This window comes from Paenibacillus turicensis, from assembly GCF_050461185.1.
GTDB classification, from domain to species: Bacteria; Bacillota; Bacilli; order Paenibacillales; family Paenibacillaceae; genus Fontibacillus; species Fontibacillus turicensis_A.
The window spans coordinates 1,220,926-1,245,946 of the sequence record NZ_JBCMOR010000005.1; the positions used below are offsets into that span (position 1 = coordinate 1,220,926).

At 40.0% G+C, this 25,021-nt stretch carries 27 protein-coding genes; 4 read left to right on the top strand and 23 right to left on the bottom strand.

The genetic code is table 11. From position 1 onward, the window contains the following. Position 1: 1 nt before the first annotated feature. Positions 2 to 823 (top strand): hypothetical protein, encoded by an 822-nt coding sequence (locus ABE099_RS07810; protein WP_430029029.1) that lies wholly within the window; start codon positions 2 to 4, stop codon positions 821 to 823. Continuing rightward, complete coding sequence (locus tag ABE099_RS07815) at positions 820 to 1,623, top strand: hypothetical protein (RefSeq protein WP_430029031.1); 804 nt, start codon at positions 820 to 822, stop codon at positions 1,621 to 1,623. Before ABE099_RS07810 ends, ABE099_RS07815 begins: the two co-directional genes overlap by 4 nt. Before the next feature lie 91 nt (positions 1,624 to 1,714). Here ABE099_RS07815 and trmD read toward each other — a convergent pair whose 3' ends face one another. The 19 genes from trmD to ABE099_RS07910 form a co-directional block, all read right to left on the bottom strand. Beyond that, on the bottom strand, positions 1,715 to 2,554 hold the full coding sequence (trmD, locus tag ABE099_RS07820; RefSeq protein ID WP_430030531.1) for a tRNA (guanosine(37)-N1)-methyltransferase TrmD: 840 nt from the start codon (positions 2,552 to 2,554) through the stop codon (positions 1,715 to 1,717). Between the two features lie 2 nt (positions 2,555 to 2,556). After that, positions 2,557 to 3,078 (bottom strand): ribosome maturation factor RimM, encoded by a 522-nt coding sequence (rimM, locus tag ABE099_RS07825; protein WP_430029033.1) that lies wholly within the window; start codon positions 3,076 to 3,078, stop codon positions 2,557 to 2,559. Positions 3,079 to 3,168: 90 nt separating this feature from the next. Further along, entirely contained in the window at positions 3,169 to 3,399 is a 231-nt protein-coding gene (locus ABE099_RS07830) for a KH domain-containing protein (RefSeq protein WP_210090901.1), read from the bottom strand. 25 nt (positions 3,400 to 3,424) lie between these two features. Next, positions 3,425 to 3,697, bottom strand: coding sequence for a 30S ribosomal protein S16 (gene rpsP, locus ABE099_RS07835; RefSeq protein WP_210090900.1), 273 nt, complete (start codon positions 3,695 to 3,697; stop codon positions 3,425 to 3,427). Positions 3,698 to 3,737: 40 nt separating this feature from the next. Next, positions 3,738 to 5,120, bottom strand: a complete 1,383-nt coding sequence (ffh, locus tag ABE099_RS07840; protein WP_430029036.1) for a signal recognition particle protein — start codon at positions 5,118 to 5,120, stop codon at positions 3,738 to 3,740. 40 nt (positions 5,121 to 5,160) lie between these two features. After that, the gene (locus ABE099_RS07845) at positions 5,161 to 5,514 is read right to left on the bottom strand and encodes a putative DNA-binding protein (protein WP_430029038.1); all 354 of its coding nucleotides are present in this window, start codon (positions 5,512 to 5,514) and stop codon (positions 5,161 to 5,163) included. A gap of 338 nt (positions 5,515 to 5,852) precedes the next feature. Continuing rightward, a complete protein-coding gene (gene trhA / locus ABE099_RS07850; protein ID WP_430029040.1) occupies positions 5,853 to 6,497 on the bottom strand; it encodes a PAQR family membrane homeostasis protein TrhA in 645 nt (214 codons plus the stop codon). A 48-nt stretch (positions 6,498 to 6,545) separates the two neighbouring features. Continuing rightward, the gene (ftsY, locus tag ABE099_RS07855; RefSeq protein ID WP_430029042.1) at positions 6,546 to 7,547 is read right to left on the bottom strand and encodes a signal recognition particle-docking protein FtsY; all 1,002 of its coding nucleotides are present in this window, start codon (positions 7,545 to 7,547) and stop codon (positions 6,546 to 6,548) included. Positions 7,548 to 7,649: 102 nt separating this feature from the next. Continuing rightward, positions 7,650 to 11,222: a chromosome segregation protein SMC gene (gene smc / locus ABE099_RS07860; protein ID WP_430029044.1), complete on the bottom strand. Its 3,573-nt coding sequence runs from the start codon at positions 11,220 to 11,222 to the stop codon at positions 7,650 to 7,652. A gap of 154 nt (positions 11,223 to 11,376) precedes the next feature. Next, positions 11,377 to 12,072: a ribonuclease III gene (gene rnc, locus ABE099_RS07865; protein ID WP_210090894.1), complete on the bottom strand. Its 696-nt coding sequence runs from the start codon at positions 12,070 to 12,072 to the stop codon at positions 11,377 to 11,379. Positions 12,073 to 12,084: 12 nt separating this feature from the next. Beyond that, positions 12,085 to 13,323 carry a beta-ketoacyl-ACP synthase II gene (gene fabF / locus ABE099_RS07870; RefSeq protein ID WP_430029047.1) on the bottom strand — a complete coding sequence of 413 codons (1,239 nt, stop codon included), beginning with the start codon at positions 13,321 to 13,323 and terminating at the stop codon, positions 12,085 to 12,087. Positions 13,324 to 13,445: 122 nt separating this feature from the next. Continuing rightward, positions 13,446 to 13,679 (bottom strand): acyl carrier protein, encoded by a 234-nt coding sequence (acpP, locus tag ABE099_RS07875; protein WP_019638123.1) that lies wholly within the window; start codon positions 13,677 to 13,679, stop codon positions 13,446 to 13,448. Positions 13,680 to 13,748: 69 nt separating this feature from the next. After that, the gene (fabG, locus tag ABE099_RS07880; protein WP_430029051.1) at positions 13,749 to 14,498 is read right to left on the bottom strand and encodes a 3-oxoacyl-[acyl-carrier-protein] reductase; all 750 of its coding nucleotides are present in this window, start codon (positions 14,496 to 14,498) and stop codon (positions 13,749 to 13,751) included. Positions 14,499 to 14,536: 38 nt separating this feature from the next. Further along, positions 14,537 to 15,472, bottom strand: a complete 936-nt coding sequence (fabD, locus tag ABE099_RS07885) for an ACP S-malonyltransferase (RefSeq protein WP_430029053.1) — start codon at positions 15,470 to 15,472, stop codon at positions 14,537 to 14,539. Positions 15,473 to 15,544: 72 nt separating this feature from the next. Beyond that, positions 15,545 to 16,534, bottom strand: a complete 990-nt coding sequence (locus tag ABE099_RS07890; RefSeq protein WP_430029055.1) for a beta-ketoacyl-ACP synthase III — start codon at positions 16,532 to 16,534, stop codon at positions 15,545 to 15,547. Beyond that, entirely contained in the window at positions 16,534 to 17,538 is a 1,005-nt protein-coding gene (plsX, locus tag ABE099_RS07895) for a phosphate acyltransferase PlsX (RefSeq protein WP_430029058.1), read from the bottom strand. The genes ABE099_RS07890 and plsX overlap by 1 nt, the downstream gene beginning before the upstream one ends. Next, the gene (gene fapR, locus ABE099_RS07900; protein ID WP_210090909.1) at positions 17,522 to 18,118 is read right to left on the bottom strand and encodes a transcription factor FapR; all 597 of its coding nucleotides are present in this window, start codon (positions 18,116 to 18,118) and stop codon (positions 17,522 to 17,524) included. Before fapR ends, plsX begins: the two co-directional genes overlap by 17 nt. Before the next feature lie 317 nt (positions 18,119 to 18,435). Next, the gene (gene rpmF, locus ABE099_RS07905; RefSeq protein WP_210090888.1) at positions 18,436 to 18,606 is read right to left on the bottom strand and encodes a 50S ribosomal protein L32; all 171 of its coding nucleotides are present in this window, start codon (positions 18,604 to 18,606) and stop codon (positions 18,436 to 18,438) included. Between the two features lie 150 nt (positions 18,607 to 18,756). Beyond that, positions 18,757 to 19,272, bottom strand: coding sequence for a YceD family protein (locus ABE099_RS07910; RefSeq protein ID WP_430029060.1), 516 nt, complete (start codon positions 19,270 to 19,272; stop codon positions 18,757 to 18,759). Between the two features lie 253 nt (positions 19,273 to 19,525). Between ABE099_RS07910 and ABE099_RS07915 the strand changes: the two genes are divergently transcribed. Continuing rightward, positions 19,526 to 20,764 (top strand): nucleotidyltransferase, encoded by a 1,239-nt coding sequence (locus ABE099_RS07915; RefSeq protein ID WP_430029062.1) that lies wholly within the window; start codon positions 19,526 to 19,528, stop codon positions 20,762 to 20,764. A gap of 247 nt (positions 20,765 to 21,011) precedes the next feature. Here ABE099_RS07915 and ABE099_RS07920 read toward each other — a convergent pair whose 3' ends face one another. Continuing rightward, positions 21,012 to 22,052, bottom strand: coding sequence for a SepM family pheromone-processing serine protease (locus tag ABE099_RS07920; protein WP_430029064.1), 1,041 nt, complete (start codon positions 22,050 to 22,052; stop codon positions 21,012 to 21,014). Between the two features lie 169 nt (positions 22,053 to 22,221). Between ABE099_RS07920 and ABE099_RS07925 the strand changes: the two genes are divergently transcribed. Further along, positions 22,222 to 23,436: a nucleoside recognition domain-containing protein gene (locus ABE099_RS07925; protein ID WP_430029066.1), complete on the top strand. Its 1,215-nt coding sequence runs from the start codon at positions 22,222 to 22,224 to the stop codon at positions 23,434 to 23,436. A gap of 9 nt (positions 23,437 to 23,445) precedes the next feature. On the opposite strand, the gene coaD is transcribed toward ABE099_RS07925, so the two are convergent. From coaD to ABE099_RS07940, 3 genes are all read right to left on the bottom strand, one after another. Continuing rightward, entirely contained in the window at positions 23,446 to 23,955 is a 510-nt protein-coding gene (coaD, locus tag ABE099_RS07930; protein WP_430029068.1) for a pantetheine-phosphate adenylyltransferase, read from the bottom strand. A 22-nt stretch (positions 23,956 to 23,977) separates the two neighbouring features. Then, on the bottom strand, positions 23,978 to 24,556 hold the full coding sequence (gene rsmD, locus ABE099_RS07935) for a 16S rRNA (guanine(966)-N(2))-methyltransferase RsmD (protein ID WP_430029070.1): 579 nt from the start codon (positions 24,554 to 24,556) through the stop codon (positions 23,978 to 23,980). A 124-nt stretch (positions 24,557 to 24,680) separates the two neighbouring features. Further along, positions 24,681 to 24,806 (bottom strand): hypothetical protein, encoded by a 126-nt coding sequence (locus tag ABE099_RS07940; RefSeq protein WP_430029072.1) that lies wholly within the window; start codon positions 24,804 to 24,806, stop codon positions 24,681 to 24,683. Positions 24,807 to 25,021: the final 215 nt, after the last annotated feature.

Sequence of the window (25,021 nt, forward strand, 5' to 3'; positions counted from 1 at the left end):
AATGTTTATTTATGAATTAAAAAAATATATGAGTAAATCAAAATGGAAAATTATTATTGTTTCGTTTCTTTTGTTTATATGTGCACTTTACAGTAAAAAAAATGTCTATGAAATATTATCTCTATCACAATTATTACCTAAAGATGCCGTATTAAATGCAGCTGACTATTTTATTGGAATCATAAACTCTTCTCAATTTATTATGTTTTTTATGTTTCCTATCTTATACACTATTTTAATAGCTGATCTTTTTACAAATGATTTTAATGAAGGACATATTTTTTTCATTTTTGCTAGAGCAAAAAGTAGATTAAGCTATGTATTTAACAAATATACTTTTTTGATGTTTCTATCAATTTGTTTTACTTTCATTGCCTTTTTTATGGCTGGACTAGTTACCATTCTATTTAATATTCCCTACATCGGTCCTAAGTACCATTTCATCTTCCTGACAGAGTTATCAATTTTACACTATATATCAATGTTAATTACTTTTATTTTAGGGCTATTTTTCATTGGGTTAATAGCTTTATTTATTTCAATCTATACTAGAAGTGCTAGCATGTCGGTAGGGTTACTCATAATTATATCTCTAGTACATAATGCATTCTATGTCACGAGTAGCAAGTTTTTAATATGGTTACCCTTTTCTCAGTATATTATTGGCTTGCATTATGAGTATGCCCCATACGGCCTTGAAGTACCTTACTTTACAATCGCTTTCTCCAATCTTTATATCTTGTGTGGAATCTTTTTAATGGGTTATTTTATTTTTCAAAAAATAAAGTGGATCGATATTCAACAATTGGAGATACGTGGATGAAAAATTTAATTCAATTACAATTAAGGTCGTTTTTTAAATTTAAAAATATTATTATCTTTACAGCAAGTGTTTTGTTTTATCTTTGTTTACAACTCTTGAGATTAAATCAACAAGGGGACATATATAACTTAAAAATTAATGTAATTGATTTTATTTTTTTTGCGCTTGGTGGGTGGCAAGAGCCTATCACCTTTCCTTTTATATTATCATGGGTATTTCTGAACTTTATCTTTGTCTATATTTCAATTATTTTAGCAACAAATATGGATGAACTTACTTTATTTATTATACATCGAGTTCAAAATCGAACAAAATTATGGATTACTCACTGTGTATCTCAACTTTTACTTTCTATATTATTAACTCTTTTTGTTTTATTAATTACAACCATAGTAGGTAGTTTATTTTTTCAAACCACGTGGCAATATAGCAGCTATAGCTCTTCTTTTTATGCTTTATGGACTGAAAACAATATAAGTATAACTAATTCCTTTCTTGTTATTGCATCTGTTCTTTTCTCAGGTTGGAGTGCATTATTTATATTTATACAGTTCATTCTACGTTTATCATTTTCAAAAATTAATGCTGTTATGGCGGTCGTTACGGTTGTTATTTTTACTACAATTGCACATGTATTCGGATTTATTCCAAGAGTGTTAAGTCCATTTTTGTTTATGAGTTCTCTGTCAATCCTACCGAACCCTTTAAATATTCTACTAGCAATAGGCTTTAATATTTCCTTCACAATAATATTTATTATTACGGGTATGTTCTTATTCAGAAAGCAAGAGATTCGTTAGGGATTCATGTTAATTGCTTTTATTCATATCAAAAAAGAGCTATTTCCAAGGTGTACCCCAGTAGGAAATAGCTCTTTATCTATTTATCGTTTTAGTCAAGCTCATTGGCATTGCCCTGCTGCTGTTTTTCAAGCTTTAGCCCATTGATGAAGGCTATATCTTGCTTAGACAGCTCAATTTTCTCCAACAAATCAGGACGACGTTCAAATGTACGACGAAGTGCTTCCTGACGGCGCCACACCGCTACATTGGCATGATGTCCACTAATCAATACATCAGGAACCTTCCACCCTCTAAACTCAGCAGGTCTTGTATAATGTGGATATTCAAGTAAGCCTGTACTAAAGGAATCACTAACTGCACTACTCGCATTACCAAGCACACCTGGCAATAGTCTTGAAACACTGTCTATAACCGTCATCGCAGGTAGCTCTCCGCCTGTTAGTACATAATCACCGATCGAAATCTCATCAGTTACTAAATGCTCACGAATACGTTCATCATAACCTTCATAATGGCCGCAAATAAAAATAAGGTGGTCTTCTTGGGCTAGCTCCTCTGCTTTACGCTGTGTAAAGGTTTCCCCCTGCGGACACATTAAAATGATCCGTGGCGCTTTAACCGATGCTACATCCCCCCCAAGATCATTGGTAGCATCATCGGTAGCCAAAGCAGTCGATTCTATCGTGTTAGCAGCTTGTTTAGCAAGTAAATCCTCAACCGCAGCAAAAATAGGTTCTGCCTTCAGCACCATACCTCCACCGCCACCATAAGGCATATCATCAACTGTACAATGTTTGTTTCCTGCATATTCACGAAAATTAATCGCGTTTAGAGCTATAATCCCTTTTTGTTGTGCTTTACCTAAAATGCTAGTGCCAAATACTCCGTCGAACATTTCTGGAAACAAAGTGAGAACATCCATTCTCATCATTATAACAGCCCTTCCATTAAATGAACCTTCACAATTTTTTGCTCAACATCTACATCTAACACAACATCATCGATTACAGGTAGGAGCAACGGTTTTCCATTTGGCATTTTTACTGTCCAAACATCATTTGCCCCTGGACGAAGAATTTCTTCAATCACACCTAAATCCGCACCATCATCACCAACAACACGACAGCCGATAATTTGATGATAGTAATATTCACCTTCCTCAAGTGGGACGGTATTATCCTTTGTAACCTTAATTTCATACCCTTTGAATTTTTCAACTAAATTAATGTTATCAAAACCTTCAAAACGTACTAGATACATTCCCTTAAGAGGTCTTGAAGCGACTACCTTCACGTCTACCTTGGCTCCACTTTCTGGATGGAAAAGACTTAAGTGGCTTTTTGGTGCAAAACGAACATCCGGAAAATCAGTATGCAACAAAACCTTCAAATCGCCACGAACCCCATGCGTATTCACAATTTTACCTACTGTCAAAAATTGCTGTTCTGCCATACATACCTCCTATAACTTAGTGAACATGAATATCCTTATAATTGAACGAAAAAGGGCTAGGAATTCATCCTAACCCACTTTCGTATAACTTTAAGAGATGATATCAACGGTAACCCGCTTATCCATCTTAACGGCTGCCGATGCTACAACTGTGCGGAGGGACTTGGCAATTCTTCCTTGCTTGCCAATGACTTTCCCCACATCATCAGGATGTACAGTTAGCTCATAAACAATCAGGTGTTCCTTCTCCACGATCTCCACACGAACATCGTCCGGATGATCAACAAGAGCCTTCGCAATAACGCTGACTAATTGTTCCATATAGACCCTCCGAAATCAGCAATGATTACTTTTGTAATTTAGACTCATGAAACTTCTTCATTACGCCTGCTTTGCTGAGCAAGTTGCGAACGGTGTCAGATGCTTGTGCTCCATCTTGCAACCATTTCAACGCTTTTTCTTCATCGATGTTAACAACTGCTGGATTAGCAACTGGATTGTAGTAACCAATCTCCTCGATAAAACGACCGTCACGCGGGGAACGAGAATTCGATACCACGATGCGATAGAAAGGCGCTTTATGAGCACCAATACGTTTCAAACGAATACGAACTGCCACGAAATTCACCTCCTTCAAAAGATAAACTAACCTTTATTTATTAACGAAAAGGGAACTTAAAACCACCCTTACCGGCTTTACCTTGCATCTGTTTTAGCATTTTGTTTCCTTTACCTTTGGAGCCCATCATACCAGATAATTGCTTCATCATTCGGCGCATTTCATCAAATTGCTTAATTAAGCGATTAACGTCTGCTATATTAGTTCCACTTCCAGCTGCAATCCGCTTCCGACGATTGTGATTAATCATATCAGGATTTTGTTTTTCTTGCTTTGTCATGGAATGTACAATCGCTTCAACACGATCCATCTGCTTTTCATCCACTTTGACATCCTGCATTTGCTTCATCTTGCCCATGCCAGGAATCATATCCATAATTTGATCAATCGGTCCAAGCTTTTTGACTTGAGCCATCTGCTCTAAGAAATCATCAAACGTAAACTCAGCATTACGCATTTTACGTTCCATTTCTTTTGCTTTGTCAGTATCAATCTCCGCTTGCGCCTTCTCGATCAAGGATAACATATCACCCATACCCAAAATACGGGAAGCCATCCGCTCAGGATGGAACGGCTCTAAAGCATCAATCTTTTCACCTAATGCAGCAAATTTGATTGGACAACCTGTCACTGCTTTAACAGATAAAGCTGCACCACCACGTGTATCTCCATCCAGCTTCGTAAGCACTACACCAGTAAGTGATAATTGCTTATTAAAGCTATCGGCTACATTAACTGCATCTTGCCCTGTCATCGCATCAACAACCAACAAAACTTCATCTGGTTGTGTAACTTCATGAATCTGACGAATTTCTTCCATCAACTCTTCATCTACGTGCAAACGACCCGCAGTATCAATAATTAAATAGTCATTGTTATTGTCTTTTGCATGTTGTAATGCGTCGGATGCAATTTTAACAGGACTATTTCCCTCAGGAAGTGTAAACACAGGGACTTTAATCTGCTCGCCTAATACTTGCAATTGTTTAATCGCAGCAGGACGATAAATATCTCCCGCTACAAGAAGTGGACGGTGATTGCCTTTTAACAATAACTTCGCTAGTTTAGCAGAAGTTGTCGTTTTACCCGCCCCTTGCAAACCTGCCATAAGAATAACCGTTGGTGATTTATTACTTTTAGCCAATTTTGATTGACTTCCACCCATTAACTCAGTTAATTCTTTATTGACGATATCAATAATAACCATACCTGGTGTAAAGCTATCCATCACTTCACTACCAACAGACTTTTCCTTCACTTTTGCTATGAAATCTTTAACAACCTTAAAGTTGACGTCGGCCTCCAGCAATGCAAGTCTTACTTCTCTCATCGCTGTATTGACATCCTCTTCGGAAACTTTCCCTCTGCCACGCAATTTACTAAATACATTTTGCAGACGGCTTGTCAATCCTTCAAAAGCCATATATCGTCACCTCCAACCATCATAACTTGTACAATATCTATTATAGCTGATGCATCTCTTTAAGCAAAAACTCCAGCTCAGTTTGTTGTTCCGCAGACAATTCGCTCTCCGATAATAGCTTCTTCGCCTGTACAAACAACGCTGTACGTTGTTCATGCTTATGTAGCAGTCCCAGCTTTTCTTCATAATTTTCAAGCATGCCTTCTGCACGTTTAATATGTTCATATACAGCCTGACGACTGATCTCAAATTCTGCTGCGATTTCCCCTAATGAAAAATCATCATGGAAATAATATTTTAAAAAGGTCTGCTGCTTATCTGTTAGCAGCTTCTCATAAAAGTCAAACAATAGGTTGACCCGATTCGTTTTCTCAAGCTTATTCTCTTGACTCATATGGGCACTCCCTCCGTCAAGGAAAAACACTTTACAGCGTATCAACGTTCTTTATCATACAAGAACAAAATCAGGATGTCAAGGAAATTCCCTTAACATCCTAATCTTTTTTTAAGGCTCTTTATTTAAATTAGTGCTTGACCACTAACCCGAACTAGCGAAGAGACAGAGAGATTCTGAAGGTTGTCTCTTTAAATCAAATTCTATCCCATAAATATACTTCAAAAAAAGGAATATGATTAAACAACAAACGCAAGAACTCTCTCGAGCGTAGCTACCAGCCTCCTATCGTTGTCATGTACTAATTTTCTAAATAGAGCCTTAATTAAATCCCTTTATTAAACAGGCAATAAATAAAGCAAAATCGCAAAGAAATGAACGATGCTTGCGGCCAATACAAACAGATGCCAAATAGCATGATGATAAGGGAAGCCACGCCATACATAAAAAATGGTCCCTAGGCTATACAAAATCCCACCAATAACGAGTAGCGTAATACCAGGTGCAGGCACTGCCGCAGTTAATGGGCCCCATGCAAATACAATTAGCCACCCCATGATCAGATAAAAAATCGTGGACATAAACAGAAATCGTTTTACAAAAAAAGCTTTAAACACAACACCTACAATCGCGATTCCCCATACAATCCCAAACAAAGTCCAGCCTAATGGTCCACGAGCGGCAATTAGCATAAATGGGGTATAGGTTCCTGCAATATAAATGTAAATCGAAGAGTGATCAAAGATTTCAAATAAATCTTTAACCTTCCCTTCCTTAAAGCTATGCACTAAAGTAGAGCATGAATAAAGCAGCAGCATACTTACCCCATAAACCGTAAAGCTCACGACATGCCACGCAGTTCCTTTTATACTGGCAAACACAATAAGTAATACCAGCCCTGCTAAGCTTAATAACGCCCCAATCCCATGCGTAATCGCATTGGCAATCTCTTCCTTTGGTTCATATGTGTGTGTATTAGCCATCTCACATGCACCTCCTTTATTTTCACAAAATTACAAATGTACTCTATGTTATACTGTCTCTTGTTGTTCGGTGTCTTCCTCTACAATTAAACCATCAAATAAACCATGTACAAATTGCGCTGAATCAAATGGTTGTAGGTCATCCATTTTTTCTCCAAGACCTACTAATTTGACTGGCAGGCTTAGCTCTTGACGAATCGCGATAACAATTCCACCTTTTGCCGTTCCATCTAACTTCGTTAATACAAGCCCTGTTACACTACTTTTTTCACCAAATAGTTTAGCTTGACTTAATGCATTTTGCCCTGTTGTGGCATCCAGTACCATAAGCACCTCATGCGGAGCAGATGGAATTTCACGTTGAATGACACGGAATATTTTATTTAATTCTTCCATTAGGTTTGTTTTGTTTTGCAATCTTCCCGCTGTATCGCAAAGCAATATATCCGCTCCACGTTGCTTAGCTGCCTGTACTGCATCAAACATTACGGCCGCAGGGTCTGCGCCTGCTTGCTGCTTAATTACCTCAACACCTACACGTTCTCCCCACACCTCTAGCTGTTCGATTGCACCAGCACGAAATGTATCTCCAGCTGCCATAATGACCTTTTTCCCTTGCTGCTTATAGTAATGGGCAAGCTTACCAATCGTAGTTGTTTTCCCAACGCCATTTACCCCTACAAATAATATAACTGAAATTCCATCTGGATTTAAGTTTAGCTTGTTATCTTCATCACTACGAAGAAGCTCTACCAGCTTTTCCGTTAAGATCGGCTGTAGGTCTGCTGGGTTCTCAATCCGACGTTGCTTCACTTCGTCACGAAGCTCATCAATTAAGTTCATTACAGTATTAACACCAACATCGGCCCCGATCAAAATTTCTTCAAGCTCTTCAAAAAATTCTTCATCTATTTTTTTACGTCCTGTAATGAGCTGTGTTACTTTTTCTACAAAGCCCTTCCGACTTTTTTCTAGCCCATCTTTAAACTGTTTCGTAATATTTTCTGTTGTTGATGTAATGCTTTCTTTCAGCTTCTTGAAGAAACTCATAATATCATCCTTTCAAAATGGCTCAAAATCAAAAATTCATAATAGCTGTTAAATTGAGCTTATAGTAATACCATGGGGATTTTATAAAATTATATGCAATCTTTATGCGATTTCAATGCTATCCTCATCCTCTAGCTTAACAGACACAAGTTTGGAAACGCCGCCTTCCTCCATCGTAACACCATATAAAACATCAGCTTCCTCCATCGTGCCTTTACGATGCGTAACAACAATAAACTGTGTCTGTTCACTAAATTCCCGTAAATATTGGGCAAACCTCACCACATTAGCCTCATCCAGCGCTGCCTCAACCTCATCCAGTACACAAAACGGCACTGGCTTCACCTGTAAAATCGCAAATAATAAAGCCATAGCGGTTAAAGCACGTTCTCCCCCTGAAAGGAGCTGTAGATTTTGTAGCTTTTTACCTGGTGGCTGTGCAACCACATCTATTCCTGTTTCAAGCAGGTTCGTGGGATCAACCAATATTAAATCTGCTCGTCCACCGCCAAAAAGCTTTGTAAACACAATTGCAAACTCACGTCTAATTTCATCAAAGGTCGCTTTAAACCGTTTAGACATTTCTTCATCCATTTCATATATCACTTGATATAAAGTCGTTTTTGCTTCAACTAAATCATCTTTTTGTTCACTTAAAAAATCATAACGTTCAGAAACACGTTCATATTCCTCGATTGCCCCTAGGTTAACCTCACCAAGCATTGAAATACTTCGTTTTAGCTCCTTCACCTCGGCTTGTGCTTCTTCAACCTGTTCTGGCACAGGATAACGTGATTTCGCCAGTTCATAGCTCAGCTCATATTCATCACTAAGCTTGCGCAAAATGTTGTCCAACTCTACATCCAAGCGATTGACTTGTATTTCAATCGTACGTAATTGCTCCTCCACTGTTTTCAGCGCCATACGTTGTTCTTTTGTTTCATTTTCGCCTTCTTCTAACTTCTTTACATAAGCTAAGCGAGAGGCACGTTTTAACTCTAGCTCTTCACTACTACTTGCCTTTTTAAGCTTAAATTCGTTTAGTTGCTCAATTTGCTGTACACTTGTCTGCTCAATTTGAGCTAAGTCTACTTTAATTGAAGCAAGGATTTTACGATTTTGCTCTAAACTTGTAAACATCTCTTTACAATCTGCTTCGGAGCGTTGAAATTGTTGACGAAGGGAAGTACATTCCTGATCCAGCTTACCTTCTTTTACCTTTAAGGAGGTAAGCATATCCTGCAATTCCTCTTTGGCAGATTCGTTAGCTTTGCGTGCAAATTCAGCTGCATGGATCGCTTGATGAATTTGTGCCTCCTGCTGCTCTAGCTGCGCTTTCATAGCCTCAGCCTTTATCTTACTTTCCTCAAGCTGCTTTAGCTCATTTAAATAATGTCCTTTTTCTTGACCATACAGCTCAAACTGCTCAGAAACATGGCGCCACTCATGATCAATTTGCTTTAAATCACTTGCAGCTGCTTGCTCCTCGGCACGTTTCTTATCCCCAGCTTGTCGCAAATGCTCTAGCTGATCCTCTGTTTGACGAAGCTGCTGATGAACATCTTCAAGTGATTTTTTGAGCTTGATTACCATTTCATCTGCTTCCTTTATATCTTGATCAAGCTGCTCAAGCTGACGTTTGCGACCAAGCAAATTACTATTTTTACGATGTTGACTTCCCCCAGTCATCGATCCACCAGCGTTAACCACATCTCCTTCTAGTGTGACAATCCGGAAACGATATTGCAAACGTGCTGCCATTTTATTAGCTTGCTCCAAAGTGTTGGCAAAAATAACGCTCCCAAGTAAACTTCCTACTATATCCCCATATTTAGCTTCAAAGGAAACCAGTTCTACTCCAACACCGATAAAGCCTTCTAAATCCTCTAGTTGCTTACGGTCACTTGCTGAAATTTGTCTTGGTCTAATAACATCGAGCGGCAAAAATGTCGCACGGCCAAGCTGACGTTGCTTTAGAAAGGAAATAGCCTGTCTTGCCGTTTGCTCATTTTCCATGACGATATGCTGCATCGCTGCACCTAATGCCGTCTCCACAGCCACCTCTAGCTTTTCAGGAACAGTAATTAGTTCTGCGACAGCACCATGGACACCATGAAGAGCCGATTTTCGCGCAGCTTTAAGCACTTCCTTAACGCCAACGATAAAGCCATCAAAGTCCTGCTCCATTTCCTTCATCGTATCTCGGCGAGAAACAAGACCTTCACGCTTTTGCTGCCATTTTGAGATCCCGTTTTTACTATCCTCGACTAACTTTTGTAACGATTGCACTCGCTCGCTTTGAGTAATATATTCATTTCGAATTTGCGTAATTTCTTTTGTATGACTCTGAAGTCGCTCATTGATTTCTGCTTTTCGTTCCTTCAAGCGCTCTAGCTCACTTTGCCATTTCGTCCCCTCTTCTTCCGATCGGGACATACGCTTATGGAGACTTTCTTTTTGTTGCTCCGCATAATGAATTTCATTACGCGCTTGTGCCATTTGGTTAATAATCTCAAGCAGTTGACCCTTTAAGCCTTCCTCCTGCTCTTGACTAATGCCACCTGTAACAGAAATAAGCTTCGCTTCCTCTGCCGAAAGCTCCTGCCGCAACACCTTAAGCGCTTCCTCTGCCAAGGTATACTTAGACTTCACTTCCTCTAGCTCCGCAAGACGCATAGCATAACGTTCTTCATTAATAGAGATCGTTTCTTGAAGCTGAGCCTCATTTTGCATTAGGTTACGGGTGCGTTCCTTTAAAACATCCCTTTGACCTTCCGTCTTCTCAAAGCCTTCGGTATACTGAAGTAAAGCATTTTGCAGGCTTTCAATTTCTTCTTCAATTTTTCGCAAAGCAAGTCGGTCATTTTCAAGCTTCGCATCATGAGTAGATACCACCGTCGATAAGGCAAGCTTTTGTTCATTCAGCTTACCTAACTGCTCGTTAGCTTCACTCCAAGCATGGTGGATCTGTCCAATTTGATACACATATAATGCAATTTCACGTTCTTTTAATTGCTCACGTAAAGCTTTATATTTTAGTGCCTTTTCAGACTGCTCCTTGAGTGGGTTAATTTGATCCTCTAATTCACTAATTAAATCATGAATACGCAATAAATTTTGCTCAGTCTCATCTAGCTTACGCTTCGCTTCTCTTTTGCGACTTTTGTATTTAACAATACCAGAGGCTTCCTCAAAAATTCCTCGACGATCCTCTGATCTCGTACTTAAAATTTCTTCAATTCTGCCTTGTCCAATTATTGAATAAGCCTCTTTACCGATCCCTGTATCCATAAATAATTCTGTAATGTCCTTTAATCGGCAAGACTGCTTATTGATCATATATTCACTTTCACCACTACGATGTACTCTTCTCGTTACTGTAACCTCACTGAAATCAAGGGGTAAGGCCTGATCATTATTGTCTAACGTTAGCGAAACCTCACTGTAGTTTACCGCTTTACGAGCATCGCTTCCTGCAAAAATAATGTCTTCCATTTTACCACCACGTAGTGACTTCGCACTTTGTTCACCTAAAACCCAGCGTATGCCGTCGGAAATGTTACTTTTCCCACTCCCATTAGGTCCAACAACAGCAGTTATACCACGAACAAACTCCATTTCTGTTTTGTCCGCAAAGGATTTGAAACCTGTGAGTTCAATTCGTTTCAAAAACATACGTTCACTATCACCTCTACCCGTTATTGTACCATAGTCATAGCTTCAAGCGTAGGCACGAACCTAAGCAAAACGATACCTTTAAACCAAGAAATGCGAAATCCCCACCTCTACATTTCATTCGTTAGAGGCAGGGATTTCGCATTCCTTATCATCATGGAGTTGACTTCAAAACTTCAAGCGCCTCTGCGGCTGCCTGTTGCTCTGCTTCTTTTTTGGAGCGTCCGGCTCCTTTCCCCAATGCAAGGCCATCCATCAATACTTCAGATACAAATTCCCGTTCATGGGCAGGCCCACGTTCTTCCACAATGCGGTACTCAAGCACACCCATGTTGTGGTGCTGAGTTAATTCCTGCAATTCAGTTTTATAATCGTTACTTTGCAGCTTTCCATTCAAAGTCAAGCCAGAAAAAACATATTGATGAAGAAATTCATTTACTTTTTCCAAGCCTTGATCCAGATACAAAGCCCCAACAAATGACTCAAATACATCTGCTAACAAAGCGGGACGTGTACGCCCCCCTGTCAGTTCCTCTCCCTTACCAAGCAATACATATTTGCCGAATTCAAGGCTTTCAGCAAACTTTACAAGTGACGGCTCACAGACGATTGCCGCCCGAAGCTTCGTTAGCTCACCTTCAGGTCGATCAGGGAAAAGTAAATACAAATGCTCGGATACAGTCAGTTCAAGGACAGCATCACCTAAAAATTCAAGGCGTTCATTATCCTCGTTCTGACTGAACCGATGTTCATTAACATAAGAGGCATGCGTAAAGGCTTGCTTCAACAAATGCTTATTCTTAAATGAAATTTGAAGTTTATGCTGCAGATGCTTTAGATCTCCGCTCAACAGCCTTACCCCTTAATTTTCAAATTTTTTGAGAATAATTGTTGCATTATGTCCACCAAATCCAAATGAATTGGACATTGCTACCTTAACATCGCTTTTTCTTGCTTGATTTGGAACGTAATCTAGATCACAGTCTGGATCAGGATTTTCAAGGTTAATCGTTGGAGCAATGACACCATTTTTCAAAGTAAGGCCACAAATAATCGCCTCAACTCCACCTGCCGCGCCAAGTAAATGACCTGTCATTGATTTAGTAGAGCTTACAGCAAGCTTATAAGCATGTTCACCAAACAATTCTTTAATCGCCGACGTTTCTGAGCGATCCCCAGCAGGCGTGGAAGTACCATGTGCATTAATGTAATCCACATCAGTATTCTCAATCCCTGCATTCGTAATCGCCATTCTCATTGAACGTAAAGCACCATTTGGATCCGGATCAGTCATATGATGAGCATCTGAGCTCAGACCATAACCAATCACTTCACCATAAATTTTTGCTCCACGCTTTTGAGCATGCTCCAATGATTCAAGAATTAAAATCCCTGCACCCTCGCCCATAACAAAACCATCACGCTCAGCATCAAATGGACGACTCGCACGCTCTGGCTCATCGTTACGTGTAGACATCGCACGCATCGCGCAGAATCCACCTAATCCTGTTTTTAGGATCGTTGCTTCTGCACCACCACAAATCATCACATCCGCATCACCATATTGGATCATCTTCATCGAATCCCCAATCGAATGCGTACCTGTTGCACATGCGGTAACGGTTGTCGTATTAGGTCCTTTTGCACCGGTAAGAATGGAAACATGACCAGATGCCATATTCGCAATCATCATCGGAATAAAAAATGGACTCATTCGTTTAGGACCCTTTTCCAGCAAAATGCTGTGCTGTGCTTCAAGTGTACCTAAACCACCAATACCAGAACCAATCATAACGCCGACACGCTCGGGATTAGTGTCTTCTGCAATGTTTAGTCCGCTATCCTGAAGTGCCTTAAATGCACCAGCAGCTGCGAATTGCACAAAACGATCCATTTTGCGTGCTTCCTTACGATCTACATACTCTTCTACATTAAACTCTTTGATTTCTGCCGCAATCTGTGTTGGATAATCACTAGTATCAAAAGATTCTATACGTGAAATCCCAGATTTACCTTGGGTTAAGTTGTCCCAAAAAAGGTCTAATTCTTGACCTAAGGAGGTCACAACGCCCATACCTGTAATTACTACTCTATGTTTCAAACACATTCACCTCTTATAGACTTCATGTGTAAATATCCAGTCATATATTTTTAATAATTTAATTACATCATAATAGAAGGAGAAGTCCCGCCTACTATAAGGAGGGGGACTTAATACGACAATTAGGTATGAGATTGTATGTAGTTAACAACTTCACCTACAGTCGTAATCTTCTCTGCATCTTCATCGGAAATTTCAAGATCAAATTCATCTTCTAATTCCATTACTAGTTCAACAACATCGAGCGAATCAGCTCCCAAGTCATCTTTGAAAGATGCTTCAAGGGTAACTTCGGCTTCATCAGCGCCGAGGCGATCCACAACAATGCGCTTTACGCGCTCCAATACATCGGACATCCGGTTCACCTCCTCCTTGGTATTATACGAGAATTAAAGTCAAAATGCCATAGAGACACACTTTAAATATTACATATACATTCCGCCATCTACATGTAGAGTCTGTCCAGTCATATACGAGGCATTGTCAGAGGCTAAAAATAGAGCCACCTTAGCAATTTCCTCTGGACTTCCTAAACGAGCTAACGGAATCCCTGCAAGCATTCCCTGTCGCAATTCCTCAGACAATTGCTCTGTCATATCTGTCTCAATAAATCCTGGTGCGATACAGTTAACCGTAATATTACGGGACGCCAGCTCTCTAGCAGATGATTTAGTTAACCCAATTACACCTGCCTTCGCCGCAACATAATTACTTTGCCCCGCATTTCCAAGTACACCTACGACTGAAGATATATTAATGATTTTCCCTGAGCGTTGCTTCATCATAGGACGTGTAACAGCTTTTATTCCGTTAAACACGCCTTTCAGATTCGTCTCAATGACATCATCAAATTCAGATTCTTTCATTCTCATTATTAGATTATCTCTAGTAATCCCTGCATTATTCACAAGAATATCGATACGACCATACGTATCTATAACCTGCTTGACCATATCTTCAAAAACAGTACTGTCTCCAACATGACCTTGAATAGCGAAGGCTTCCACGCCTAATCCTTTAGCCTGCTCCACTACCTGTGTAGCAGCCTCAGCATTGCCAGCATAGTTAATGACTACATTTGCGCCTGCTTCTGCTAAAGCTAGGGCGATACTTTTCCCAATGCCTCTTGAAGCACCAGTCACTAATGCAACCTGTCCAGCAAGTAATTTACTCATTCCTGTTCCTCCTTTCCATAGAGTATAGGCATGTATGCTTATTTCAGAACTGCAACTGTAGCTTCAAGACTTTCAATATCTTGTACATTATAAATCGCTACAGTTTTATCGATTTTTTTAATTAAACCTGCTAAGACGCTACCAGGTCCAATTTCAACAAAGGTGTCCACCCCTTGTTCAATTAACCAATTAATACTGTCTTGCCACAATACAGGAGAGTACACTTGCTCTACAAGCAAGCTACTAATTTGTGTGCGATCAGTGACAGGTCTTGCTGTTACATTTGCGATAACAGGTACTTTGGCATCTTGAATGTTAATTGTGCTAAGCTGACCCTCTAGCTTCTGTGCAGCGGGCTTCATGAGAGAGGAATGGAATGGACCACTCACTTCAAGTGGAATCGCTCTCTTCGCACCAATTTCCTTCACACGAGCTACTAATTGCTCAACGCCCTCTTTGCTTCCAGACACTACAATTTGACCAGGACAGTTCATGTTAGCTAGCTCCACTAATTGCCCTTGGCTTGTAATTTCTTCACACAATGCTGCAAGTGCCTCACGTTCACCACCAAGCACTGCCGCCATTGCGCCTTGACCACTAGGAACAGCCTGCTCCATAAACCCACCACGCGCACGAACGGTCGCTACTGCCTCTTCAAATGACAAGCTACCCGCAGCAGTTAATGCCGAGTACTCACCAAGGCTATGACCCGCTACATAATCAGGTGTGATGCCATGACTAGCAAAGGCTTGATACAACGCTACACTTGTCGTTAACAATGCAGGTTGCGTATTAACCGTCTGCTTAAGCTCTTCCTCTGGTCCTTCAAAAATAAGTGAAGCTAGATCAAAACCAACCGCCTTGTTCGCTAATTCAAACAATGATTTCGCTTCAGATGAAGCCTCAACTAGATCCCTCCCCATACCTACACGTTGGGAGCCTTGTCCCGGAAATACAAAGACAATTTTAGCCATATTCGATGTCACTCCTTGCTACTCTTCTATTCATTTATACGTGATGTTGTATACATTCGAATTTGATGTTGATTACCACACTAGGACAGAGGCACCCCAAGTTAATCCACCACCAAAACCTACTAACAGCACCGTGTCGCCTTCCTTAATACGTCCTTGCTGAGCAGCTTCAACTAATGCAAGTGGGATGGATGCAGCAGAAGTATTGGCATATTTATCAACATTAATCACACATCTATCTTCTGGCAAATCAAGACGGTTCATCGCAGACTGAATAATGCGAATATTCGCTTGATGAGGTACAAATAGATCGATATCTTCTTTGGTTTTGCCTGCTTTACGTAATACTTCTTCTGTTGCTGAGCCCATGACACGAACCGCAAATTTAAATACTTCACGACCATTCATATAAATAAAGTGTTTACCGTCTTGAACAGTTTCTGTAGATGCTGGTAATCTTGAGCCACCTGCTTCAAGTTTTAGAAGTGGTCCACCAGCTCCTTCTGCACCAAGATCAAAGGACAAAAACCCTCTACCTTCTGGTACTTCGCCTAAAATGACTGCACCTGCACCATCACCAAAAAGCACACAGGTATTACGGTCAGTATAGTCAGTAATCCGTGATAATGTATCTGCGCCAATAACTAAAGCATTTTTATACATGCCTGTACGAATCATACTGCTTGCTGTTGCCATACTATATACAAACCCAGAACATGCTGCGGACAAGTCAAAAGCTGCCGCATTTTTAGCACCCAACTTATCTTGTAAAATACAAGCGGTTGACGGGAACATTGTATCTGGTGTTATCGTTGCAATCACAATCAAGTCCAATTGATCCGCCGTCATACCTGCATTTTCAAGGGCTTGCATTGCCGCATGATAAGCTAAATCAGACGTTGCTTGATCAGGTGCTGCGATGTGACGTTCACGAATCCCTGTTCTAGAAACAATCCACTCATCATTGGTTTCGACTATTTTTTCCAAATCAGCATTTGTTAATATTTTTTCAGGTACATACATACCTGTACCAATAATTCCTACTGAACTTAACATTGTCATTATAAGTCACTCACTTCCGTATGTTTACTAACCTCATCCCCGATACTTTGAATCAGGTTAGATTTAAGTGCAATTCTAGCTTGGCGGACTGCATTTTTCATAGCTTCTCCATCAGAGGAGCCATGTCCTTTTACAACGAGTCCACTTAAGCCTAGCAATGGTGCACCACCATGCTCCTTATAGTCCATTACCTTTTTCAAATTACGAAGGGATGGCATAAGCACTGCTGCGGCAAGCTTATTTTTCAGAGAGCTTGTAAATTCCTTCTTCAACATCGAAAATAACGAGCCTGCGGTGCCCTCTAAAGATTTCAGCATAATATTTCCTGAAAACCCATCACAGACGAGCACATCACATACACCAGCTAAAACGTCTCTAGCTTCCACATTCCCAACAAAGTCAATTGGTTGCTGTTCAATCAAAGGATAAGCTTGCTTCGTCAATTCATTTCCTTTCATCGCTTCAGTCCCTACATTTAACAAGCCTACTCTCGGCTTCTCAATGCCATGTACCTTTTGTCGGTAAATGCTTCCCATCAAAGCGTATTGTGCTAAATGCTCTGGTTTCGCATCCATGTTAGCACCTAAATCTAAGGCAAGCATCCCTTTGCCATCGATCGTAGGAATCATTGGAGCTAATGCAGGGCGTTCAATTCCCGCCATTCTACCTACAACCAGCAATCCCGTTGTCATTAATGCACCTGTATTACCCGCTGATATCATAGCATCAGCTTGTCCTTCACGTACAAGTCTGCCTGCAACGACCATAGAAGCGTCTTTTTTACGTCGTACTGCCTTAACTGGCTCGTCTGTTGCTTCTATTTTTTCTCCAGCATGATGAATGGTCAGATTTGCAGGTCGCTCAGATAGTAATGGAGCAAGTACTGCCTCATCTCCTACCAAAATAACCTCAATGTCCTTCCATTCCTTTGCTGCAGCTATCGCACCTTCTACTGTACTAGCCGGTGCATGGTCACCACCCATAGCATCAATGGCGATCCGCATGGTGAATTCCTCCCTCATGATCTTCATCTACAGTGGAACGGTAGATTACGAAATTCCCTTGGAACACCATTTCTTCCCCAACATACGTAAATACTTCAACCTTCGCTTTCGCTTTACTGCCAGATAAAGGCCGAACATAAGCTTTAGCAATACATTTTTCGCCTAAATGTACAGATCTAACAAATCGGATGTCAGCCGAAAAGGTTAAAGCGATTTCGTCGTTAATGACGGCAACTGCAAGGGAATTTGCCTGTGCAAAAATATGATGTCCTCTTGCAATTCCAGTGCGAGAAAAAACATGTTCATCTGCAATTTCAAAAATCGAAATCCCACTTTTATCAAGCTGCAAATCAACAATTTCTCCAATAACTTCATGAAGCGGCAAGGATCTAACCTGATCATAGGAGCGTTCAGCCATTAGCTTCATTCTTTCCCGAAGCTCTGGTATTCCTAATTCCATGCGATCAAGCCGAATCGTTTGAATGCTTACTTTTAATTTCCGGGTTAATTCTTGATCAGTTATAAAAGGATTTTCTTCAATAATCTTGACAAGCTGCTGCTGCCTCGCCCGCTTTGGCAAACGTTCGATCGCGACCACCCCCCGGATTTTGATGTGACTGAATTAATGTGACTGAATTTAATATGACATAAGGATTTTGCATAAACTCCAATCATTACGTTCGGCAACCCTTTTTTATACGCTACCTTATTAGAATTTATGCTAAAGCCTTAAATTACATTAGAACCTGGTACTAAAATGTAGTATAAAGCATCTTGCCCCAAAAGAAAAGGAAAATCACTGATCTTAAGGGACAACGCCAATAATTTGTCAAAAAAAATAGCACCCCACCAAAGATGAAGTACTACTTTAAAGTTCGTGCTGTAAAATTGTAACAATTACTTGATAATTTCTCTTGCTTTGTATGTTCCACAAACTTTACATACATGATGAGCAAGCTTCAATTCTCCGCATTGTTCGCATTTTACCATGCCCGGCACAGCCAATTTGAAATGCGTACGACGTTTGTCGCGGCGCGTTTTGGACGTTCTGCGTTGAGGTACTGCCATGGTTCCCACCTCCTTATTCAGATAAACCATATTTCAGGTGAAGACTTTTAATTGATTTTCTAGCATAAACGGCTTCACTATTTTTAATTATAGCAAAAATTGACGTTTTGCGTTGAAATATAAGCTATTTATATAAACGTTATAAACAACTTACTTTTTGAAAAAATCGCCTAATGCTGCTAAACGAGGATCAATGACTTCACGATTACAGCCACATTCACCTTCATTCAAATCAGCACCGCAATTTTGGCAAAGCCCTTTACAGTCATCCTTACACAATACAGAAAACGGAAGATTAATGACAAAGGACTCTTCAATATAAGGAGTGAGTTCCACAAAATCCTCCCCAATATACCATATATCCTCATCTTCTGTCTCTACATTTAGCTCTGGATCGTCTGTATGCTTAAAGCGTTCATCAAAATCAACATGGACTTCATGGCTTAAAGGCTTTAGACATCTCGCACAGGACATATGTAATGTTGCAGATAATACACCATGCACATGAAGTACTTGATCGAGTCCAGTCTGTGCTTTTAAGTTTGCTTGAACCAAACTCACATCCTGAATATCTTTACGCCCTTTAATTAAACCACTGGCATCTACAGTTTCAACAATATTCATTGCTTCTGCAGAAGGAGCCATTTGACGGAAATAGATTTTCATCTACATATCACTCCAAACAAACAAAAATTATTATACCGAGTTTTCGAAAGGTTTGTCAACTACAAATACTTGAAACCCTCTTAAAAACATTGATATATTAGGTTATATTAAATCTAAAACTAAATTTTATGCATATTGTTATGCACATGTCTAGATTCATACTGAATAATCATTATACACGAGCAGCTTGTATAAAACCATCCAGTAAAAAACAAACTGGTCTAATATAATTTTTTTAAAGGCAGGGATAGTTTTGAAAATTGCGGGCATTGTCGTTGAATATAACCCTCTGCACCATGGTCACATTCATCATTATAACGAAACAAAGCACATTACCCAAGCAGACGCGGTTATCGCTATGATGAGCGGGAATTTTTTACAGCGAGGCGAGCCAGCTATTGTTGATAAATGGACCCGCGCAGAAATGGCACTTCATATGGGTGTTGACCTTGTATTGGAGCTACCTGTGGCATATGCAACTCATTCTGCACAATGGTTTGCCTATGGTGCTATAGCTTCTCTTCATGCCACAGGTGTTGTGAATGAGCTTGTGTTTGGTATGGAAAGTGATGCACTAGAAGTTATGAAAAAAATAGCCCAACTACTCAATGAGAAGGAAGACCAGCTTAAGTCTTTGTTAGCAGACAAATTGGCTACAGGCATGAGTTATCCTGCTGCTTTTAGTCAGGCTGCTGCCTGTTTAGGAGAAACCGACAGGTTGGGAAATCCGGATCACATTAACTCCATATTAACTCAACCTAATAATAGCTTAGGGCTGCATTATTTAATGGCTTTATATCAACTTGACAGTCCTATTGTCCCACGAAGCATCCTTAGACAACATGCCGCATATCACGATGCCAAGCCTAGTCATGATCATATTGCCAGTGCAACTGCGATTAGAAAAAGGCTACTTGAAGGTGGCGCGGATCAGGTAGCAGCTTTTGTACCCAATTACACAACGGCTTTGCTAACAAGGGAAATACAAGCCGGTCACTGTCCAATTACATGGGAGCATTTTGCGAACGACCTATGGCATGAGCTTATCCTAAGCTCCCCCAATGAATTACAGCAATATCAGGAAATCGCTGAGGGATTAGAGTATAGAATCCTAAACTCAATATCCAAAGTGACAGAGCCTAGTGTAGAAAAGCTTTTAACGTTACTTAAAACAAAACGCTACACGCATACTAAGCTGCAACGTGCACTTTTGCATATCCTTTTACGACATTTTAAGCACGATTTCTCCCAGCATTCACTTCAAGCTGGCCCGCATTACCTACGTGTATTAGGCTTCAATGAGCAGGGAAGGACAATATTAAAAAGGATGAAGAAAACCGCAACTGCACCAGTCATAACCAGAGCAGCAGGCTTCCAGCATCCCTTTTTACAGATGGATATAAAGGCAACCGCAATTTATTATAATGCAATGAAAAATAGATCAACCACAAACATCCTTCGTGACTTTAATCAACCACCAATTATGTTTTAAAGCATAAAGTTTAATTTAAAATTAGTGGTTGACAATGTTGGAGTTGGGAGGCTACAAAACAAAGGGTTCTTGCGATCATGTTAAAACCAGATTCCTTATTATTTTATGACAACTTGAGGGTTGAAATCTGGTTTTAAGAAATGAACGCTCCACTTCTCCAGAATCCCTCTGTCCCTCCGCTAGGTGAGGTGTTGTCAACCACTAATTTAAATCATCAACCTTTATAGTCGGAGCCACTCCGTATTTATCATTTTGAGACTGGCTCCAGTTTGTCTAAGTAATTTAGTGCATCTTCTAATGTTTTTACAGATACAATTTTCATGTTTGTTTTTATACTATCCGCTTTCGCTTTGGCAACTTCATAATTATCTTGAGGAACAAAAAAGATTTCTGCCCCTTCTCTATCCGCTGCAACAATTTTAAACTGTACTCCTCCTATACTACCAACCTCACCCTCTTTTGTAATCGTACCCGTACCCGCAATACGATGACCTTTACTTAAATCGCCTGGTGTTAATTGATTGTAGATTTCAAGTGTAAACATGAGACCTGCGGAAGGGCCACCGATCCGTGTATTTACAAATTTAACTTCTTCCTTATGATTGTTAGGTACAACATCCTGCACCTCTCCAACACTAACGCCCAATCCTGCTCTAGCCTTGTTATCTTTATCGGGAATAGGAACAAGTTCCACTTGCTGTTCAATTGGCTTACCTTCTCGTTCTAGCTCCACAGAAACAACATCGCCTGCTTTTTTACCATGTAACGCATTAGTTAAAGCTTCAAAACCTTTTACTTCGGTGCCATTCACCTTTTTAATTACATCTCCGGCCGAAAAATCACCTTTTGTTTTTACATCCTTTGATAATCCAACAATAAATACATATTGGGGTAAAATTTGATACTCCACACCTGCCTTATTATAGGCAGCCATAATTGCGTTTGACTGTGAATTGCTCATGTAATATCGTTGCTGTACCTCATATTGCTGACGATCCCGATCTGGCTCCTTAGGGACAATCTCAGCATGTGGATTTAAGTAGGATAACATTAACATCATCATATTTGCATAACTCACGGACACTGTCGTCAGCATAAATGCTCCCTGCTCCTGCTGATCTCCACCTTCAACCGAAACCATCGGTTTTATCTCTTCCGCTGTGCCAGGACTATTAATCATGTATGGCATAGGAATCTCAATAAGGACATAGGACAGCATGGCGATCACAACAATAAAAACACCAAATCTTGCTAATGGTTTTGCTATAAATGATTTTGATTTGTTCATGAGATTGTAAGTCTCCCTTCTATTCCTCAAGGTCTGTCCATAGACCAAGCTGCATAAGCATGTACTAAGGCATTTGGCATATAACTGTATCTATATTATAACCTTGCGTTGCTGCAAGCAAATTCATAAATGCTAAGCAATAAAAGATGGAAATATGAGGTGAATTTAGATGAAACAAAAATGGTCAACCCTATTCCTAGCTACTGGAGCTATTTTATTAGTGTTTAGTATTATTTATTCCCCTTCTGCTGCTTTCAAGGCATCTGGGGAAGGACTGGCAATTTGGTGGCGAATTATTTTCCCTGGGTTGCTTCCCTTTTTAGTCCTCTCCCATATACTTATCGCTAGCGGATTTGTACATGGAATCGGTAAACTCCTAGAGCCCTATACCAAAAAATGGCTAGGGCTTCCTGGCATAGCCAGCTTTATTATTCCACTTGGGATGACAGCTGGCTTCCCCGCTGGTGCTGATGCTGCCTCCAAGCTACAACGTCAAGGTCAAATTACTTCCACTGAGGCAGAAAAAATTGCAAGCTACTCTCATTTTTGCAGTCCCATGCTGATCATTATTGTCATTGGCGCAGGGTTTGCTAAACAACCTTGGCTTGGATTATTTTTATTGAGTATCCACTGGATTGCAGGACTGCTATCCGGTATGAGCACAAATGCTTTACTTCGTACAAAACAAACTGAGCAAGATAAAGCAGTGGTACAATCATCTACCATAAAAGCGATTCATAAAAAGCAACCCTCGCGCATCAAGCTTGCACTTCGTAGCATGGAAGAGGCGCATCAAGCAGACGGTCGTAGCTTCGGAAAGCTGTTAGGCGATGCTGTTAGCACCTCTGTCCAAACGTTAATGATGATTGGCGGCTATATTCTTATTTTTTCCGTCATCATTTATGTACTCACAGACACACTTAAACAACTTGTCCCCTCTTCAATGATTGCAGGCTTGCTAGAAGTACATTTAGGCTCCTTTTCGATCGTGACACAGTCGATTTCCTTATATCATAAATCAATTTGGCTAAGTGCACTGCTCGGCTTTAGTGGGCTATGTGCGTATTTACAAGTACAGGCATTACTTAAATCAACAGGCACCATCGGCAGGTTTTTCTTTGTTCATCGTTTACTTCATGCCTGCTACGGCTTTATTTTAACATTACTGCTATGGCGCCCAGTAACAAGCATTATTCCTGGAGCCATCTCCGCCTATAGCTATCAAATAGATGATGCGACAATCACTTCTTATTTAGGCATCCCATTACCTGCGATTAGTCAGCTTATTCCGATTTTACATTGGCAGCTGATCCTATTTACTGCGATAATCACGCTCATTTTGCTATACTCATTACTGCGAAAGCCACACTCATCAATGAAATGACCTCGTGTACTATTGCTTTGGCTTCGTATACTTAAGCTTTAACGCTTCATCTACCTCAGCAGGCACTAAGTCACTTACATCACCATGAAAGCTAGAAATTTCTTTTACGATACTAGAGCTTAAATAGGAGTATTTAGGGTTCGTCATCATGAAAATCGTCTCAACGTCACTATTTAATTTGTGATTAGTGGAAGCGATTTGTAGCTCATATTCAAAATCTGTAATGGAACGAACTCCACGAACGATGACATGTGCTTGCTTGTAATCCATATAATTAACTAATAAATCTTGGAAGCTATCTATTTCAACATTGGGGATATGTTTAGTTACTGTGCGAAGTAAGTGGGTTCGTTCCTCCACACTAAATAATGGATTTTTATTCGTATTGTTTAACACAGCCACAATCAGATGATCAAATTGTCTTGCAGCACGATTAATAATATCCATATGTCCTTTGGTTACTGGATCAAAGCTGCCAGGATACACCGCAACTCTAATGCTTTTGTTTGCTGTACTCATTTTACTAACTCCTCCTTAGTTGTTATTCCTTTTCTTGCTCACATTGCTGAGAATCATAGGAGTAGATAGAAATTGCAGCTTCACCATACTCTGCCTTACGCCACATCTGGAAGCCTCCAAACTGCTCTGGGTATGTATATCCTGCATCGTGCTCCAATACAATGGTAGCGTCATGCGTAAGTAGCTCAAGCTCTGCCATTTGTTCCATCAGCTCATCTCCATGCTTTAGACGATAGGGTGGATCAAGAAACACAAGCTGAAACTTCATCGCTCTTTTGGATAAAACCTTTAAAGCACGTTTTGCATCATTTTTATAAACCTCTGCTTGATCACTAAACTTGGTCACCTGCAAATTATCGTGAATTGTCGCAATACTTTTAGGCTCTAAATCAATAAATACAGCGTGCTCCATGCCACGACTTAACGCTTCAATACCAAGTCCACCTGTGCCCGCAAATAAATCAAGCACATTCCCTCCTTCAAAAAAGGGACCAATCATACTAAACAATGCTTCCTTTACTTTATCCGTAGTGGGACGTGTTCCAATACCCGGAACTGCCTTCAAATGCCGTCCACGAGCACTTCCTGATATCACTCTCATTTTTAATTCACACCCTTGTCCTAAAATCCCTAAATAAATCCTAAATCAAGTAATCTGCTTCCATATCGTAACACAAAAACAAATAAAACTTGAAAAACGCAAATATTATAACATTTTTTTGTGCTTATATGTATAAATCATTACAAATTGAGGCAGAATTAAACATATCGACATCAGCAAATGTCGTAGACAACCGCGGAGAAGACTTACGTTTCCCCATAAGCTCTTCATCCGGTTTCTCCTCTCCCATGATTCGAGACTCTTGTGAAAGGGTCTCGGCTTTTTTTAAGTCATTTATAAAAGTTTTAGTTAAATCAATTAGAATATAGAAGAACACATCCAGAAAAATTGTTGGATGTGTTCTTTAAGTTATCTTTAATATTTTCACAAGCAGGGATTATACCAGTAAATGATATACACCTCATTCTCACATTATGTGCAAGCAAAAAATGAAGTGTCTTGCTT